The organism is Lysinibacillus sp. G1-3, from assembly GCF_056322905.1.
The window spans coordinates 140,564-158,887 of the sequence record NZ_JBWHYQ010000003.1 but is presented as its reverse complement, the minus strand read 5'-3'; the positions used below and the strand labels follow the sequence as shown (position 1 = coordinate 158,887).

At 36.7% G+C, this 18,324-nt stretch carries 12 protein-coding genes; 11 read left to right on the top strand and 1 reads right to left on the bottom strand.

Annotated features, from left to right (window positions below; translation table 11 throughout):
• Positions 1-20: 20 nt before the first annotated feature.
• Entirely contained in the window at positions 21-221 is a 201-nt protein-coding gene (locus ACVYAD_RS04095; protein WP_079560081.1) for a cold-shock protein, read from the bottom strand.
• Between the two features lie 203 nt (positions 222-424).
• Here ACVYAD_RS04095 and ACVYAD_RS04090 point away from each other — a divergent pair, with 203 nt between their 5' ends.
• From ACVYAD_RS04090 to ACVYAD_RS04040, 11 genes are all read left to right on the top strand, one after another.
• Positions 425-2,104, top strand: a complete 1,680-nt coding sequence (locus tag ACVYAD_RS04090; RefSeq protein ID WP_476424785.1) for a formate--tetrahydrofolate ligase — start codon at positions 425-427, stop codon at positions 2,102-2,104.
• A 425-nt stretch (positions 2,105-2,529) separates the two neighbouring features.
• Positions 2,530-4,566, top strand: a complete 2,037-nt coding sequence (locus ACVYAD_RS04085; protein WP_476424783.1) for a hydantoinase/oxoprolinase family protein — start codon at positions 2,530-2,532, stop codon at positions 4,564-4,566.
• Positions 4,567-4,569: 3 nt separating this feature from the next.
• A complete protein-coding gene (locus ACVYAD_RS04080) occupies positions 4,570-6,249 on the top strand; it encodes a hydantoinase B/oxoprolinase family protein (RefSeq protein ID WP_476424781.1) in 1,680 nt (559 codons plus the stop codon).
• A gap of 14 nt (positions 6,250-6,263) precedes the next feature.
• Entirely contained in the window at positions 6,264-7,016 is a 753-nt protein-coding gene (locus tag ACVYAD_RS04075; protein ID WP_476424779.1) for an IclR family transcriptional regulator, read from the top strand.
• 23 nt (positions 7,017-7,039) lie between these two features.
• The gene (locus ACVYAD_RS04070; protein WP_476424778.1) at positions 7,040-8,614 is read left to right on the top strand and encodes an OPT/YSL family transporter; all 1,575 of its coding nucleotides are present in this window, start codon (positions 7,040-7,042) and stop codon (positions 8,612-8,614) included.
• Positions 8,615-8,630: 16 nt separating this feature from the next.
• Positions 8,631-9,689, top strand: coding sequence for an S-methyl thiohydantoin desulfurase domain-containing protein (locus tag ACVYAD_RS04065; RefSeq protein ID WP_476424777.1), 1,059 nt, complete (start codon positions 8,631-8,633; stop codon positions 9,687-9,689).
• Positions 9,690-9,917: 228 nt separating this feature from the next.
• Positions 9,918-10,286 carry an Rpn family recombination-promoting nuclease/putative transposase gene (locus ACVYAD_RS04060; protein WP_476424776.1) on the top strand — a complete coding sequence of 123 codons (369 nt, stop codon included), beginning with the start codon at positions 9,918-9,920 and terminating at the stop codon, positions 10,284-10,286.
• Between the two features lie 905 nt (positions 10,287-11,191).
• Positions 11,192-11,806: an HD domain-containing protein gene (locus ACVYAD_RS04055; protein WP_476424775.1), complete on the top strand. Its 615-nt coding sequence runs from the start codon at positions 11,192-11,194 to the stop codon at positions 11,804-11,806.
• 849 nt (positions 11,807-12,655) lie between these two features.
• Positions 12,656-14,203, top strand: a complete 1,548-nt coding sequence (locus ACVYAD_RS04050) for an esterase/lipase family protein (protein ID WP_476424933.1) — start codon at positions 12,656-12,658, stop codon at positions 14,201-14,203.
• Between the two features lie 566 nt (positions 14,204-14,769).
• Complete coding sequence (locus ACVYAD_RS04045) at positions 14,770-16,191, top strand: anion permease (RefSeq protein WP_432760122.1); 1,422 nt, start codon at positions 14,770-14,772, stop codon at positions 16,189-16,191.
• A gap of 239 nt (positions 16,192-16,430) precedes the next feature.
• Positions 16,431-18,317, top strand: a complete 1,887-nt coding sequence (locus tag ACVYAD_RS04040; protein ID WP_476424774.1) for an ABC-F family ATP-binding cassette domain-containing protein — start codon at positions 16,431-16,433, stop codon at positions 18,315-18,317.
• Positions 18,318-18,324 lie beyond the last annotated feature (7 nt).

Below are 18,324 nucleotides of genomic sequence, written 5' to 3'. Positions count from 1 at the left end.
AATGAACAGCTCCTTTGTACTTAAAATTTTACAACATTTGACGCCTGTGGACCTCGATTGCCTTCCACCACATCAAATGATACCTTTTGACCTTCTTCAAGTGTACGGAAGCCTTCCTCCTGGATTCCCGTAAAATGTACAAATACATCTTCTCCATCATCACATTCAATAAAGCCATAACCTTTTTCATTATTGAACCACTTTACGATTCCCTGTTGCATAAGCATTCGCCTCCCATGCGCTTGAAAGTAGAATAAAATCAACTAAGTCGTGAGAAAATGTGAAAAAATGCATTTTCATTAAGAACATACATGAATTGTGCAAAGTTGTCAATTGATTGTCGAAATGCTTGTATAACTTCCTATGATTTTTTTCACAATAAAGTCTATAATGGAAATTAACAACATAGAAAGTAGGATGCCAAATGACAACGACTAATCAACCTTTATCAGATCTAGAAATCGCTAATCAAGCGGTGATGAAGCCTATTACAGAAATCGCGAAAGATGCAGGTATTCCAGAAGATGCACTTGAGCAGTATGGTCGCTACAAAGCAAAAATTGACCCACTAAAAATAACAGCACAGGGTGAGGACGCTAAGGTAGTATTAGTTACTGCCATTAGTCCAACTCCAGCAGGTGAAGGGAAGTCAACCGTAACGGTTGGACTTGCTGATGCACTTCATCAATTGAATAAAAATGTTGTTGTTGCTTTACGTGAGCCATCACTTGGCCCAGTGATGGGCGTGAAAGGTGGTGCAACAGGTGGTGGGTACGCACAGGTTGTACCGATGGAGGATATAAACTTGCATTTCACTGGCGACCTTCACGCAATTACGACTGCGAATAATGCATTATCAGCCTTTATTGATAATCATATACACCAAGGAAATGCTTTAAACATTGACCCTCGCCGTATTATTTGGAAGCGTGTAATGGATTTAAATGATCGCACTCTTCGTAAAGTTGTAGTGGGTCTGGGTGGTCCTGTACAAGGGATGCCACGAGAGGACGGCTTTGATATTACCGTTGCATCAGAAATTATGGCAGTTTTTTGTTTAGCTACAAGCATTGAAGATTTACGTGAACGTTTAGCAAGTATCGTAATTGGTTATACATTTGAGCGTGAACCAGTATTCGTGCGAGATCTTCAAGTGGAAGGGGCTTTAACATTATTATTAAAAGATGCCTTTAAACCAAACTTAGTGCAAACACTTGAAGGAACACCTGCCATTATCCACGGTGGGCCATTTGCCAATATTGCACACGGCTGTAACTCGATTATGGCGACACAAACGGCTCGCCAGCTAGCTGATATTGTTGTGACAGAAGCAGGTTTCGGTTCAGATTTAGGTGCTGAAAAATTCATGAACATTAAAGCACGCAAAGCAGGCTTTAAACCAAGTGCAGTTGTTATTGTAGCTACAATCCGTGCATTAAAAATGCATGGCGGTGTACCAAAAACAGCGCTTGTAGGCGAAAATGTTGAAGCGCTTTTACAAGGGATTGAAAATTTAGCTAAACATGTTGATACGGTTCGTACATTTGGCGTTGAACCGATTATCGCTTTAAATCGATTCATTACGGACACAGAAGCGGAGTTAGAGGCTGTGCTGAACTGGTGTCAAGAAAATCATGTTCGTATTGCTCGTACAAATGTTTGGGAAGAAGGCGGTAAAGGTGGATTAGCCTTAGCTGAGCAAGTAGTAGCCGTATTAGAAGAAGAAAATAACTTCTCTCCCTTATATGATGTAACAGAGTCCGTTGAAGAAAAAGTTCGTACGATTGTTCAAAAAGTGTACGGTGGGAAAGATGTACAGTTTACTGAACAAGCTAAAAAACAAATTGCCCAAATCGAAAAATTTGGCTGGGATTCTTTACCGATTTGTATGGCGAAAACCCAGTATTCTCTATCCGACCAACCAAGTCTTTTAGGACGTCCTGAGGGCTTTACTATCACAATCCGCGAAGTGATTCCAAAACTGGGTGCAGGTTTCTTAGTTTGTCTTACAGGCGATATTATGACAATGCCAGGTTTACCAAAAGCACCAGCTGCCTTACGCATGGATGTAGATAATGAAGGACATGCTGTAGGGTTGTTCTAATTGATACAAAAAAATTAACATTAAAGCTGCTTCTTTTTCTTATAGGGGCAGCTTTTAACTTTTTTCAGCGGGTGTGTCTAAAAGGCTTGTATTTTCTAATAGATTTTTCAACAAAGTCATCCTCTCTTATAGAGGTTATGAGCTGTTCTGTTGTATTGTGTAGGCGCTTTAGTTTGGCCTCTGGTGTATGACCAGAGGCCTTTTTTGTTTTTACATATTAAGTTAAATTTACGCAAATTAATAAGGTCACTATTGTAAAAGTACACCTAATCTTAGAAAGAAAAAGTGGATTTTTACGACAAATATAATGGTTAAATAAATTTTTATTAAAAATAGATTGAATTTTCTTTTTATTTTAAATATAATTTACGTAATTTATTAATTGGAACACTGTTCCGATAATAGGAACGAAGGGGAGTGAAGACTTGAAAATCGCAACGGATATTGGCGGTACTTTTACCGACCTAGTTTACACGGATGAGGAGGGAAATCTTCATTTTGACAAGGGCCATACGACTCCAGGTCATTTTGAGGATGGCATATTAAATGTATTAGGACGACATGTAACGGAAGATTCTCTTATTGAATCATTTATTCATGGTTCAACAGTCATTATTAATACATTAACGGAAAGAAAAGGGGGCGTAGTTGGATTAATTACAACGAAAGGTTTCCGTGATGTGTTAGAAATTGCTCGTGGAAATCGACCAGACCTATACAATTTTAAATATAAAAAGCCAAAACCTTTTGTTGAGCGCTATTTACGACAAGAAATCGATGAGCGAATCGATTTTAAAGGTAATATTATGAAAGCGCTTAATGCTGAGGAAGTAGGTAATATCGTACGTCAATTTAAAGAATTAGGTGTAGAGGCCATAGCTATTTCACTAATTCATGGCTATAAAAATCCAATACATGAATTAAAGCTTAAAGAAGAAATTTTAAAAATTTGGCCTGAGGTGTATATTACACTTTCGAGTGAGACGATTAAGGAATATCGCGAATATGAAAGAACGAATACTACAGTTTTAAATTCATACGTTAAGCCAATTGCACACGCATATTTAAAAAGCTTAAAAGAAAAATTAGGAACAATCGGTATTACAGATCATTTGAAAATTATGCAATCCAATGGTGGTACAACTAGCTTTGATAAAGCAATGGAATTGCCGATCAATCTTGTGGAATCTGGCCCAGTAGCTGGTATGTTTGGGGCAGCAAAATTAGGTGAACTTTTAAATGAATCCAATATTATCGCTTTTGATGTTGGAGGAACGACAGCGAAATGTTCGCTAATTACAAATGGAAAAGTAAATGTTACAACAGATTACTATATTGAAAGAAATGAAAAGTTTGCAGGCTATCCGATTAAAACTCCAGTTGTTGATATCGTAGAAATTGGTAATGGCGGTGGTTCCATCGCTCGTTTGGATCAATTCGGCTCCTTAAAAGTTGGTCCAGATTCTGCTGGTGCGAATCCAGGGCCAGTTGCCTATGGCTTAGGCAATACACAACCAACGATTACGGATGCAAATGTTTTTTTAGGAAGACTGTCGTTAGAAAACTTTGATAATCCAGTGTCTATTAACAAGGTGGAGCAATCACTTACTGAAGCCATTGCTAATCCGTTTAATGTGACAGCAGAGGAGGCAGCACAAGGGATTTTAGATATTGCCAACTCTAATATGTTAAATGCCCTGAAACTAATTTCTATTCGTAAAGGCTATGACCCTGAAGATTTTACAATGGTTGCCTTTGGTGGCGGTGGTCCTCTACATGCGATTAATTTAGCAGAGGAACTTGGCATGAAAAAAGTCATTATTCCATATGGTTCTTCTGTCTTTTCAGCACTAGGAATGATGATGACAGAATACCGACAAGATTATATCCAAACAAATTTAATGGACTTTGATCATCATCATCTAGTTGATATCCAAAAAAATATCGATGAAGCTATTGAAAATGCCTATGCGGATGCACCTATGTCAAAAGATCATTATTATTTTGAAATTAATTATGATCTTCGTTATAAAGGCCAAGAACACGCTGTCAAATTGAATGCATCGAATATTGCTATTTATGAAGAGGAGCTTGCACATTTAACAGAAGCTTTCCATATTAAACATAAACAGGAGTTTTCTTTTGATTTACCAGAGACGCCCATCGAGTTAGTGAATTTACATCTTACTATTTACGGAAAAGATGAAGCGGTGCAATTTAAGGAATTAGAATTCTTAAATATTGACGCTTCGACATGTATAAAAGCTACGCGAAGGTTATACGTCAAGGAAAAAGGCTGGGTAGAGGTAAATGTCTATGATCAACAAAAATTAGTACCTGGCTATGTGATTACTGGTCCTGCTATTGTGGAAAGTCCTACGTCTACAGTTGTGATTAATGAAAAACAATCTATTGAAATAGATAAATACGGCAATCTGATTGTAGAGATGGAGGGGAAATAAAACATGAAAAAAGATGTTTTTGCAATAGAAATTATTCAAGATTCTTTACTAGCTATTGGCGATGAGATGTTTGTAGCGTTAGCTCGTTCGTCCATGAGCCCAGTGATCTATGAGGTATTGGATTATGCTTGCGGTTTAACAGATGCAAAAGGCAATCTAATCAGCCAAGGTAATGGTGTAACAAGTTTTATCGGGATGCTTAGTCCGATGGTACAACGTGTCATTGAAAAGTTTAATCATGGGGAAGATTTACATGAAGGTGATGTCATTATTATTAATGATCCATATGTCGGCGGAGGATCACATTTATCAGATGTTGGTTTAGTCTTACCGATTTTTTATAAAAATGAGGTTATCGCTTATTCTGCTAATAAAGCGCACTGGACAGAGGTTGGTGGCATGGATCCAGGTTCATTTACAAGTAATTCGAATGAAATCTATCAGGAAGGTCTACAGTTACCTGGTGTGAAGCTTTATCGGAAAGGCGAGCTCAATGAAGGTATTTATGAAATCATTTCTACGAATGTTCGCTTACCAGAACTATCAATCGGAGATATGTTTGCTCAGGTGGCTGCCTTAAAAACGGGTGAAAAACGAATCACGGAGCTTTGTCAGAAATTCGGTGCCGAATCTGTTAAATTGTCCATTCAAAAATTATTGGACAAGGGTGAAAAAATTGTTGAGCTTGAACTACAACAATTACCAAAGGGCGAATTTTATGCGGAAGACTTTATTGAGGGTGATCCTTTAAAAGGCGGACCTTATCCAATCAAAGTAAAGGTAACCATCAGTGATGAAGAATTTATGTGTGATTTTAGAGGATCACATCCTGCTGTGAATGTACCGGTAAACTGCTCGCAATTTGGCTTAATGGCCAGTGTACGTGTGATGTTTCTTGCTTTACTTGGCGATATTGATGTCATTAATGAAGGTGTCTTTAAACGCTTAACGATTATGACAGATTACAATTCTATTGTATCTGCCAAACGTCCACACCCAGTTTCTATGAACTTTGAGGCACGTATTGGTGCAGCAGATTTAATTTGGAAAGCACTTGCACCTCATTTACCAGAAAGATTATCAGCAGGTCATTTACAGTCGGTTTGTACATTTATATTAACAGGTAAAAATCCTGAAAATGATGAGTCATTCCTAATTGTTGAACCTTCAGTAGGTGGTTGGGGAGCGTCAAATGATGAGGATGGTCAAAGTGGGCAATATTGTATGGGAGATGGGGAAACATATAATCTTCCTGTTGAAATTGCGGAGACAAAATACGGTATTCAGATTGATGAATATAGCTTAAATTGCGATGGTGCTGGTGCAGGGCAATTTAGAGGTGGCTTAGGCGTACGCCGAGTTTATACAGTTAACAATGATGCTCAAAAGGTTTCTGTCAATTTAGGTAGACATAAATTTGCACCATTTGGCTTAAATGATGGTAGTGCAGGGTCGCATAACTATTTGATCATTCATAAAAAAGATGGTACAAAGGTTGGTCCGGTTGGTGTCCTAGCGAATTATGAATTACAAAAAGGAGACCGTATAGAGCTTGTTACAGCAACGGGAGGTGGCTATGGCAATCCAAATGAGAGAAGTACGAAAGCAATTGAAAAAGATTTATTAAATGGATATATTTCTTTAGAGGTAGCTGAAAAACGTTACGGTTATCAAAACTCATAGAAGGAGAAATATATATGACTGTTAAGACATTAAAAAATTCATTGGATATACTTGAATGCTTCGCAACTACAGAAAACGCATTAGGTGTACGTGAAATTTCTCGCATGACAAAATTGCACACAAGTGTTGTGCAAAGAACAATTAATACATTTACTGAAGCAGGCTATTTATTACAGGATGAAGCTACAAAAAAATATAAATTAGGTTATAAAATGTTTATATTTCATGATGCGCTTGCCAATACGAGTGACCCACATTTTACAATCTATGACTTGATGCAGAGTCTTGCAAGTGAAATCAATGAATCAGTATTTCTAACTTATATGGATAAAGAGTATGGTGTCACAACAAAAATTGCTGAAAGTAATAAGAATATAAAGTATGCAGTGTCATTAGGTACAAAAACGCCACTTTACATCGGTGCTTCCTGTAAAGTTATGTTTGCCTATTTGGATAAAGAAAGACAGCTTGAATTATTAGCGTATTTTAATGAAGGGCAGTCTGAAGCGGAACATGAAAAGCTTCTTAATAATTTTCAAGAAGAGCTACAAATTATACGACAAAATAAATGGTGTGTCACTGTAGGGGAGTACAACGAACATGCTTTTGGTATTAGTGTACCATTATTCAATAATAAGAAAGAAATCATGGCATCCCTGACGATTTCCGGATTAGTATATGACTTTGACAATCAAAGGGAGAAATTCATGCTTGAACAGTTAGTGAAAATTGCTCATCAAATTCAATCTCACATCTCTAAACTATAACTAACAATAGGGGAGCTGACACTATGAATAATAAAGTATTACATCCACGGGCCTTAGAGCCCGTAACTCTACTAATGATAGTCTTAACATCTGTAGTTGGTGCAATAATTGGAATACAACTGATTACTACTTTAGGGATTTCTGCGAATACATCGATTGTTGGTGCAATATTTGCAATGATTCTTGGTAGAATTCCGATTGGAAAATTGGTCGCTTTTAAATCAGTGCATAGACAAAATATTATTCAAACAGCGATATCATCAGCTACTTTTAGTGCAGCAAGTAGTTTAATGTTGCCTATTGGTATTCCATTTGTTTTAGGCTATGAAAATTTAGTATTACCACTGTTTATTGGTGTTATTTTAGCGATGTTTGTGGATGCTTTATTATTATATAAATTTTTTGATACAAAAATATTCCCAGCAACAGGTACTTGGCCTCCAGGGATTGCAACAGCTGAAGCGATTAAAGCTGGAGATAAAGGCGGTAAAAATGCAAAGGTTCTAATCGGTGGTGTTTTAGTCGGTATTGTGGGAGCTGTACTTAAAATTCCGATGTCAGCTTTTGGGGTAGCGTTTATCGGTAATATATGGGCGCTTACAATGTTTGGAGTGGGTCTTTTACTTAGAGGCTATTCGGTGCAATTATTTAATGTGGATTTAAACGAATATTATATTCCACATGGTGTTATGATTGGCGCTGGAATTGTGGCGCTATTCCAAGTCGTCATTACTTTATTAAACAAGAAATCTCTTGAAGAGTCAGAAAAGTTTGTATATTCAAAAGATCCTAAGGAAATCAGACAGGGCTTTGGAGCAGGGTTTATTGCCTATTTATTGATTGCGATATTAATCGCATTTTTAGGTGGATTGATGTCACAAATGTCTTTTGGTATGTTGATAGGCTTTATCGTATTCGCAGCGATTGCTGCATTTGTACATGAATTAATAGTTGGTATTGCTGCCATGCATGCAGGTTGGTTCCCAGCATTTGCAGTAGCGTTTATAACGCTTATTGTGGGCGTATTAATTGGCTTCCCGCCTCCAGCACTTGCTTTATTAGCTGGATATAGTGCCGCAACAGGTGTTGCCTTTGCGGATATGGGCTATGATCTGAAAACAGGTTTTATTTTACGTGGGAATGGTAGTGACCCCGCTTTAGAAAAAGAAGGTCGTAAACAACAAATGATCGCTGGGATTCTAGCCTTCTCTATTTCTGCCATTGTTGTTTTACTCTCTTATCAATCTTATTTCGCACAAGATTTAGTGGCTCCTGTAAATCATGTGTATGCTGCTACAATTCAATCTGGTGTGACGAGTGATGTGGCTAAACAATTATTGATTTGGGCGATTCCGGGCGCATTGATTCAGCTGATCGGCGGTTCGAAACGACAAATGGGTATTCTGTTTGCAACAGGTTTATTACTAATCAATCCTATTGCTGGATGGGCTGTTTTACTAGGTATTTTACTTCGAACTATTTTCACTTATATGACGGAAGGGAAAAGAGAATCTGAAATGACTGTATTTGCGGCGGGTGTCATTGCTGGAGATGCTTTATATAGCTTCTTCTCTTCTATTTTAAAAATAGGAAAATAGAAAGGAGTAATTCGATATGGTAAAAGTTCTAACTTATGAGGATGGCATAGCAGCAGTCTATGGGGGCGCGATTCTAGGAGGCGGTGGTGGAGGTCTCCTAGAGGAAGGTTTGAAACTTGTTGAAGAAATTTTCGCTATAGGTACACCTCAGTTAATCGATATAACGGATTTAGAGGAGGAAGATTTAGTCACTTGTGTGGCGATGGTCGGAGCTCCTTCTGCAGCTGATCAATATATTTCACACGAACAGCTTTGCTGGAGCTATAGCAATATGAATACGTATATTAATAATCGATTAAAAGGAATTATTACGAACGAAAATGGCGCTATTACGACTATTAACGGCTGGCTGCAGTCGGTTTTATTGAACGTACCAGTTGTGGATGCACCGTGTAATGGGCGAGCTCATCCAACTGGAATTATGGGTTCTTTAAATCTACATGAGCTAAAAGATTATAAATCTATTCAATTTTATGCGGGTGGAAAAAATGATTTTGCAATTCAAGGTTTTATCGAGGGTGATTTGCAAAATACTGCAAAAGCCGTTCGCCATGCTTCTATTTTAGCTGGAGGAATGGTAGGGGTTACTCGAAACCCTGTTACCATTGGCTATTTAAAAGAACATGGAGCACCTCATGCTATTTCCGCTGCGATTGAGCTTGGCTATAGCTTTCTGAATGGACAAACAATCGAGGAGAAATTAGAAAATGTTATTCGTCAGTTGAATGGTAGGCACATCGTTTCTGGAATCGTGACGGATTATTCGCTAACAAAGGAAGGTGGCTTTGACATTGGAAAATTAAAGGTTGGGGATGTTCACTTAACTTTCTGGAACGAGTATATGACTTTAGCTAAAGTAGGTAATATCCAATCTCAATTTCCAAACCTCATTATGACTTTTGATACGGAAAAAATGATGCCAGTACCGAGCGCTAGCATTAAAGAAGGGATGCATGTTGCTGTTATTTTAGTCGATCAATCGAATCTAATATTAAGTTCAACGATGAAAAATGAGGCTCTGTTACAGGAGATTGATGAGGTTATTAAAGTTATACAAAAAGAAAAGATCATGTAAATAAAATTGAAAATAAATAATAAAAGCTGCCATCATCTACAATATTTATGAAGGTAGTAGGAACGAAAGTTAAATTAAGTAATACTAACCTGCTGAAGAAAAATTAAAAACTATCAATCTTTAATAGTAGGTTAAAAACATGAAAGAGGCTATGTAGTTCATTGTGGTATAAAGGATTCTGGTTTATATTTAGAATCCTTTTTCATAGAGAATGGATTTTAACATGGAATGCCATTGTCAAATCAATACGATAACATTTATTGCGAATTGGAGGAACTAGCGATGAAGGACGAACATTTATTACAGGCATTCAATGTCTGGGAAGATCTAAGTCTTTCTCATGAAGATATTATTGCTTATCAATCACGCTTAAAATATATCCTTGATGAAGAGGCAAAGTTAGAGGATGTTAAGCATATGGCAGAGCAAAAAGGTATAGAAAAAGGTATAGAAAAAGGAAAAGAGGAAATTTCCAAGAACCTTTTAGTGGATGGTATGGATATTGAATTTATTTGTAAAATAACTGGCTTATCTGTAGAGCGTATTGAAGAAATCAAGGAAAGGCTAATCCAAACTAATGAAGATAAACAACGATAAGGTCAACAAGGCTCTTCATATCCTTAGAATCTCCTGTGTTCAGAAAAAAAATTTCCTTTGAACATATCTTAGAAGGAAGATAGGGAATAGCAAGAAGTAGGGAATAGGGAGATAGGATAATGTCTTTTAAATGGAAATCGAAGAAACAATAAAAGCTGCCATCATCTACAATAGTAAGATGGGCAGCTTTTACTTTTTCTTCAGCGGGTTGGTAATACGTAACATAACTATCGTTCCTACTTCCTTCATAACTTATTACTTCATTTACGGCTTAAATGAAATTCGGAAAAATGGTTGCCTAAAAAAGAATTCTCTAGTTTTGTTAGCACGACTCTGATAATTTGACTTTTCACAAATGTTGGCAAGAATTCGATATGCTATTTGTTATTAATGGGAGGAGTTACGTTCACACATACTCAAGGGTATGATTACAGAAGGTAACTTCAATTATTGATACAAATATCACACGCTTGGGACATATGGTCAAAGCCTTCTAGGTCGTGACAACAAGCTAACTATTTGTTCACTTATCTCGTCATGTACATTCGCTATGCGGGTTGAAATAAAGAATTTCTAAGGGAAAAATGTTCACTTTTATTTGTTTTCTTAGATGATTGATTTTCACTATACGCCTATACGCACGTCATCTTTCAAAACAGTATTCAATTGCAAGCCCGCTGAAGTTGTTAAATCTGTCAAAACATAGTTGCTGTACACCACTGAAATAGTGAGCTACAGAACAAGGTTAAATGTTCTGTACATTCACCTTACAATATTCTGAAAAATTTGTCAATTGAAATCACTTTGCGATATTGTTTTTTTTAAAAGCCTCGAGGTTGCTTAATAATTGCCAACTATTCTAAGCAATACAGTATAATAATGTATGAAGGGACTGAACTAAGATTATGAACAATTTAATGGACAAAGTACGGGGAATTTACGAACAATTTGATGCTAGTCATGATTTTCAACATATTGAACGTGTTTATCAAAATGCGTTAGCGATATTAGAAACAGAGTCAGAAGCGGATGCAGAAGTTGTGAAAATCGCTGTGCTCTTACATGATGTAAGTGATAAAAAGTATACCGATAGCAAAGAACAAGAAAATAAGCTGATTGCCGAGCTACCTTTAAGTGAAGAAAAGAAGCAACATATTCGGGATTGCATCGAACAAGTATCGTTTAATGGTGGCAACGAACTAGAAGCAACTTCTCTCGAAGCAAAAATAGCACGGGATGCAGATCGTTTAGATGCAATTGGAGCAATCGGTATTGCACGGACGTTTGCTTTTGGTGGGGCTAAAGGTCGAAAGCTTTATGACAAGGAAGAAAATGCGCGTATGGATATGACCGAGGACGAGTATCGTAGTAAAAATACATCCTCAGTTACCCATTTTTATGAAAAACTCTTATTGCTGAAGGATTTAATGATTACAGAGAAGGGCAAACAAATGGCTGAAGAACGCCATCAATTTATGGTGCGGTTTTTAGAGCAATTACAAAATGAAATTGGTGAGTAATTATTCACGCTTCAAAAAATAATGTGGGTTTATAATTATTAATTAGTTATATGTCTCATAAAAAATCCGTTGTCTATACCAATAGACAACGGATTTTTGTTGGTTTTGTCCATCAATTTATATCAAATTGTGAAATGAAGGCACAAGCGCGCGTTTTAAACTTAGAGTGATTTACTCCACTTTTTTTTATTATTTTTAAAGCATGTGTGAGGAAATTTAGGAAAATTGTTTGGATGGCAGTAATTTGATATAAGACTTGCTAAATTAAATGTTTTTTGACAAACTACAACGAAATTATTTACTTTTTCTAGAAGGTAGAAATTTATGAATCACTTAAAAAAAGATATGTTTGGTTTTATCGATAAGGAAATAAGGTAAATAGATATATTGGAATTATCGAGGATATATTCAAGCGAAAGTTGTGCTGTAATTAATGCAATTGGTATGTCACTTAAAAACAAAGGGACAATTCGTTTCGCTCTATGTTATTTTACTTGTTAACGCAATCTATTATGCTGCTTCTCATTAGGCTTCGCCGCAGTATAAGATAATGCTATTTTTTTGTCTGAATTAGAAGGAAAACATTTCCTTTTATAGAATATTGAGATAGGTGGATGGAAGGTTAGTTTGTCTCTGTTTGAAAATACATCTTTGAAGACAGATTTATTCATTAATGTCTGTTAATCAACACCTGTTTTTGTAGACTTTACACAAGATATGCCTTGCAAAGGAAACCGTTACGATGATGTAGTAATCGAGAGTTTTTTTGGAATTATGGAATCTAAATTGCTTTTCTACAGATTTACGAGCTTAATCTATAATGGTTAGGAGGAAAATAATTTGAAAAAAATGGTTTCGTTATTAGTAATGGTCACAATTATTCTTTTTTCTACTCCAGATGTATTTGCCTCAAACCCGATTGAACCTTATGGAGTGAAGCCACCAGGTGAAAGCTTTACACCGGGAGAGTGGTTTTTAGGAGATACTCCACCTAATGTTGATCCGAATAAACCACCTATTGTTTTCGTTCAAGGGAAAAACGGTAACTCTACAAGTTGGTATGGTAATACAGAGTATCACGGTCTTAATGATATGTATACAAAAGCTTATGAAGCAGGATATCAAACTGTATTTGTTCAATTATACGATGCGGCAGGTAAAGGTTCTTATAGTCAATATGATAATGGAAAGTTATTAGCCTCAATGTTAAAAGAAATCAGTCAACATTTTCACGGAAAAAAATTAAATATAATTGCCCATAGCAAGGGTGGGCCTGATACCCAAGCAGCATTAGTTCTTAATAATGCTCATTCGTACGTTGGTAGGGTGCTTACTTTAGGTTCACCTCATTATGGATCAGAGTTAGCTGATCTTGCTTATAGCTGGTGGGCAGGTTGGCTAGCTACATTACTCGGTGAAAATGATGATGGAACATATTCACTTCAAGTTGGGGAGATGGAACACTTTCGCTCACTAATAGATAATCACCCCAACGTAAGTAGGAACAACTATTATACAATAGCCGGTACTAATTCAGGACCATTTCTATCTGCACTCTGGATGGGTGGTCTATATCTGTCCGATCCAAATGATGGATTAGTCAAAGAGGCAAGTACTAAATTAGCTTACGGTACACATTTATTTACCGATACCTCTCTTGACCATGACAGTATTCGAATGGGATCTGCGGTATTTTCTAGATTAGAACAGTATCTACAGTCTGCTTCTACTGATCGTATCATTGCAAACAAAGAATACTTTTCTCAATCTGATATGTTTCAAGAGTTGGATGTTTCTCATTATTTTTACGGAGGAAAGTTACAATCGTCATATGATGTGACACATTCTTTTTATGTGGATACTGCACTAGATAATGTTAAATTGTGGACAGGGTTAACTAGTGATGAGATAGAGTTGGTATCTCCTTCAGGGATAAAATATACCAACCAGACAATCCAATCATTGGATGAAGCCTCCTTCTTTAATGGCGTAGCACCTCATACATTTACTGGCGTTATTTCTGAGATCGGGGAATGGAAGATAAATCTAAGGACGCAAGCAGGGAATAATGCGTATTTATTGGCAGTTCAACACGGGGGGCCGTCTTTGATAAAGGTGAGTATTCCAACAGTATCATTAGAAACGAATAATATTATCACGATACAAGCTAATCAACAATTACAAAAACTTACATTCGATTTACGAATACTAGATCCAGCAGGTAAAGATATTGCTTCATCTCTACAAATTCAAAAGGTTGATCAACAAAACTTTATGGTGAATTTTCCAGGTGATAAAAAATCTGGTGTTTATAATATAACCTTAAATATTTCCGGTGAAACGTTACAAGGCAATCCTTATAATAGAACCATTGTTCGTTCTAAGTATATAAAATAGACATATGCAATAATTAGAAAAAGACTTTGGAAATATATCTTTAGCAATGGTTGGATTTCGTTCAAATTGATAATCATACAATTAAAAAAGATAGTATAGAGTAATGAGTCACTATTTAAATAAAAGATTTGAAAAATACCATGTTGGCAATCAGCATGGTATTTTTACTGTTAATAACAAGACTTTTATAAAATGAAATAGAATACAAAAGGATTTAATATACCAATCAAAAATATCATTACTTACGCATATCCAACTCATTCAAAACGCGCTCATTCGTATTTTTTCAGTGGAATTTCACATGCTAACTTCAATGAATATGTGTTTGTTTAAAATTTTCAAAACAAAAAAACATCATAAAAGATAGATAATTGTAATTGTTGATTATTTTTTCTTGAAAAATGAGTCAAAACTCTTTTCATCCAATGCACAAAGCATATATAATTACTTATGCTTTTTCGACAATGGGGATCTTGATTTTGTCTATAGTTTATTCGGGTATTAGATCGTGGGAGAAATCGCCTGTTAAAAAACATTGGGGTAACCGTCAAAGGAGCATCAACATCATGAAAGAAGCAAAAAGCGCAGTCAAATGGATTCCTTTCTTCATTTCCCTTGCTGTTGGCGTAGCAATCTGGTTTTGTCCAGTACCTTCAGGAGTAGATGAAAAAGCATGGCATCTATTTGCTATTTTTGTTGCGACAATTATAGGATTTATAACGAAACCGTTACCAATGGGAGCGATATCCTTTATTGCTATGGCTATGATTGCCATAACTAATACATTAACTATTGAAGAGACTCTAAGTGGTTTTGGAAATTCAACGATTTGGCTAATTGTTATTGCCTTCTTTATTTCTCGAGGATTTATTAAAACGGGACTAGGTGAACGAATTGCCTATGTATTTGTTCGTCTTTTTGGGAAAAAAACTTTGAGTCTGTCTTATTCTTTATTAGCGAGTGACCTAATATTAGCACCTGCTATTCCTAGTAATACAGCTCGTGCTGGTGGTGTAATATTCCCTATCATCCAGTCATTATCCCATACTTTCGGATCTAAACCGGAAGACGGGACAGAGCGTAAGATGGGGGCATTTTTATTAAAGGTAGGCTTTCAAGGAAATTTAATAACGTCTGCTATGTTTATGACAGCCATGGCAGCGAACCCTTTAATTGTAAAGCTGGCAAGCGATTCAGCAGGGGTAACAATTACTTGGTTTGGTTGGGCATTGGCTATGATTGTCCCTGGGTTAACAGCTTTAATCGTTGTTCCTTATGTTATTTATAAAATTTATCCGCCTGAAATCAAGGAAACACCAGAGGCAGCAGCTATTGCTAAAAAGAAGCTGGATGAATTTGGTCCGCTGAAAAGTTCTGAAAAACGAATGATCATAGTATTTGTTGCTGTGTTGTCGTTATGGATTGGTGGAGACTACTTAGGCATTAGTGCTACTACAGCAGCTCTTATAGGTCTTTCATTGCTTTTATTGTTAGATGTATTAACATGGGCAGATATTAAGAAGGAAGAAGGCGCGTGGGATACACTAATCTGGTTTGCAACATTATTTATGATGGCATCTTTTATGAACAAACTAGGGTTAATTCCGTGGTTTAGTAATGAAGTGGGTGGACTTGTATCTGGGTATAGTTGGATATGGGCTGTAGTCATATTAGCATTAGTCTATTTCTATTCTCATTATTTCTTTGCGAGTTCCACTGCTCATATTAGTGCGATGTATGCAGCGTTTTTATCTGTTATGCTGCAAGCAGGAGCACCAGCAATGTTAGCGGCTATATTATTAGCAGCATTTAGTAATTTATTTGGCGCCACTACTCATTATGGTTCTGGTCCAGCACCAGTCTTTTTCGGTGCAGGCTATATTGATCAAAAAAAATGGTGGACAGTTGGTTTTGTAGTTTCTGTTGTAACAATTCTGATTTTTGTTATAGTAGGAGGATTATGGTGGAAGCTTCTTAATTATTGGTGAAATAATTAGCTTCTGTATCCGGGTAGAAATATTTCTATCCGGATATTTTTTTGAGATTTTTAACCTTTCTTCATTTTGCATGTAATGGAGGAGATTTATTTGATGGTTAAGAAGAGTTTGTTGTCCTTTGTTTACCTGTCATTTGGTGTTATGATAAAAATGGATATCAATAATAAACTACATATAAAAAGTAGTATGGACATTAAACAACACCTAAATGAAAGAGATGGAAAAGTGTAATGAGTCATTTAATTGTACAAAATTTAACGAAAACAGTGGGCGATAAAACGCTCTTTCAAAATATTGAATTTACCATTTATGAGGGGGAGAGAGCTGGGTTAATTGGTATCAATGGTACTGGTAAATCCACATTGCTTTCTATTTTAGCAAATGAAATCGAAGCGGATTCTATGGAAGTTGACCGCCCGAATAAATATCGTGTTTCGTATTTACCACAGGAGCCTACTTTTAATAGTGGCGAAACTGTGTTACAGGCAGTGTTTGCAGGGGATTCACCTATTTTAAAACTGAATCGAGAATATGAGGAAACGGTTGCTGCACTTGCATTAAATCCGACTTCAGAAAGTTTACAAAAATCGTTATTTAGCTTGCAACATCGTATGGATGAAGAGCAGGCATGGGATGTCAATGCTCTTGCTAAGACAGCACTTACGAAGCTTGGGATTGAAATGTTTGATAAAGAAGTGTTAACACTTTCAGGCGGTCAGCAAAAGCGCGTTGCTTTAGCAAAAGTTTTAATCGAGCCGGCAGATCTTTATTTATTAGATGAGCCTACCAACCATTTAGATGTGCAGTCAACAGAGTGGCTACAGGAAATGGTGTTACGATTAAAGGGAGCAGTTATATTTATTACTCATGATCGTTATTTCTTAGATGAGCTGTCTACGCATATTTACGAATTGGCTGATCAAACATTATACCGCCATACGGGGAATTATGGGGATTATTTAGAAGCTCGTGCTATTCGTGAGGAAATGAAAGCAGCCTCTGCACAAAAGGATCGCAACCGCTATCGCTCAGAATTAAAATGGATTCGTCGTGGTGCGAAAGCGCGTTCTACGAAGCAAAAAGCACGTATCCAGCGCTTTGAGCAGTTAGAGGATAACTTGGAGCGTAAATCTGAGGATGTCTCTCTTGAACTTGGTCTTGCAACAACACGACTCGGTCGGAAAGTTTTAGAGGCTGAAAATATTTCAAAGGCATTTGGCCAACAAAAAATCCTTGATCACTTTTCATTTTTACTACAGCAGGGCGATCGTATCGGTATTATCGGAGCGAATGGTGTAGGAAAATCAACATTATTGAACATGCTAGCAGGGGAGCTAAAACCTGATGCTGGTGAAATTCTTGTTGGTTCGACAGTGAAGTTAGCGCATTTCAAACAAACACTACCAAAGATGAATGAAAATGAGCGCATGATTGAATATATTCGTGAAGCTTCAAATGATATTACAGATGCAGAAGGTGTACGCTATTCGGCTGCTCAAATGCTGGAGCGTTTCTTATTCCCACTTCATGCACATGGAACACCTATCGGTAAATTATCAGGTGGAGAACGTAAACGACTGCATTTATTACGATTATTAATGGAGCAACCGAACGTACTGTTATTAGATGAGCCTACAAATGATTTAGATATTGAAACATTAGGTGTGCTAGAGGACTTCATTGAGCATTTCCCTGGAGTTGTTATAACGATATCCCACGATCGATTTTTCTTAGATCGAATTGCAAAAAAGCTGTGGGTTTTAGATGGTCTAGGGCATGTTAATGAGACGCTTGATATTTACAGTGAATATTTACTAAAGCGTGAACAGGAAGCTGTTGTAAAGGTAGAGGTGCCGAAAGTTGAAAAACCTAAGACCGAAAAACCTAAATCAGACAAGAAAAAATTATCTTTTAAAGAGCAAAAAGAGTGGGAAACTATTGCTGATGAAATAGAAAAGACAGAGACAGCAATTATGGAGACAGAAGAAGGTGTTGCCAATGCTGGAGCTGATTTTACAAAGCTACAGGAATTAACGGCGAAACTAGATGAGCTGAATGCACAATATGAGCATCTGATTGAAAGATGGTCGTATTTAGATGAAATCGTAAACGGATAAGGAGCGA

Excerpts from the sequence above, each read along its gene's own strand:
- ACVYAD_RS04075 (WP_476424779.1), top strand. The coding sequence starts at position 6,264 with ATGACTGTTAAGACATTAAAAAATTCATTGGATATACTTGAATGCTTC.
- ACVYAD_RS04060 (WP_476424776.1), top strand. The coding sequence starts at position 9,918 with ATGCCATTGTCAAATCAATACGATAACATTTATTGCGAATTGGAGGAA.
- ACVYAD_RS04055 (WP_476424775.1), top strand. The coding sequence starts at position 11,192 with ATGAACAATTTAATGGACAAAGTACGGGGAATTTACGAACAATTTGAT.
- ACVYAD_RS04080 (WP_476424781.1), top strand. The coding sequence starts at position 4,570 with ATGAAAAAAGATGTTTTTGCAATAGAAATTATTCAAGATTCTTTACTA.
- ACVYAD_RS04070 (WP_476424778.1), top strand. The coding sequence starts at position 7,040 with ATGAATAATAAAGTATTACATCCACGGGCCTTAGAGCCCGTAACTCTA.
- ACVYAD_RS04090 (WP_476424785.1), top strand. The coding sequence starts at position 425 with ATGACAACGACTAATCAACCTTTATCAGATCTAGAAATCGCTAATCAA.
- ACVYAD_RS04040 (WP_476424774.1), top strand. The coding sequence starts at position 16,431 with ATGAGTCATTTAATTGTACAAAATTTAACGAAAACAGTGGGCGATAAA.
- ACVYAD_RS04045 (WP_432760122.1), top strand. The coding sequence starts at position 14,770 with ATGAAAGAAGCAAAAAGCGCAGTCAAATGGATTCCTTTCTTCATTTCC.
- ACVYAD_RS04050 (WP_476424933.1), top strand. The coding sequence starts at position 12,656 with ATGGTTTCGTTATTAGTAATGGTCACAATTATTCTTTTTTCTACTCCA.
- ACVYAD_RS04095 (WP_079560081.1), bottom strand. The coding sequence starts at position 221 with ATGCAACAGGGAATCGTAAAGTGGTTCAATAATGAAAAAGGTTATGGC.
- ACVYAD_RS04065 (WP_476424777.1), top strand. The coding sequence starts at position 8,631 with ATGGTAAAAGTTCTAACTTATGAGGATGGCATAGCAGCAGTCTATGGG.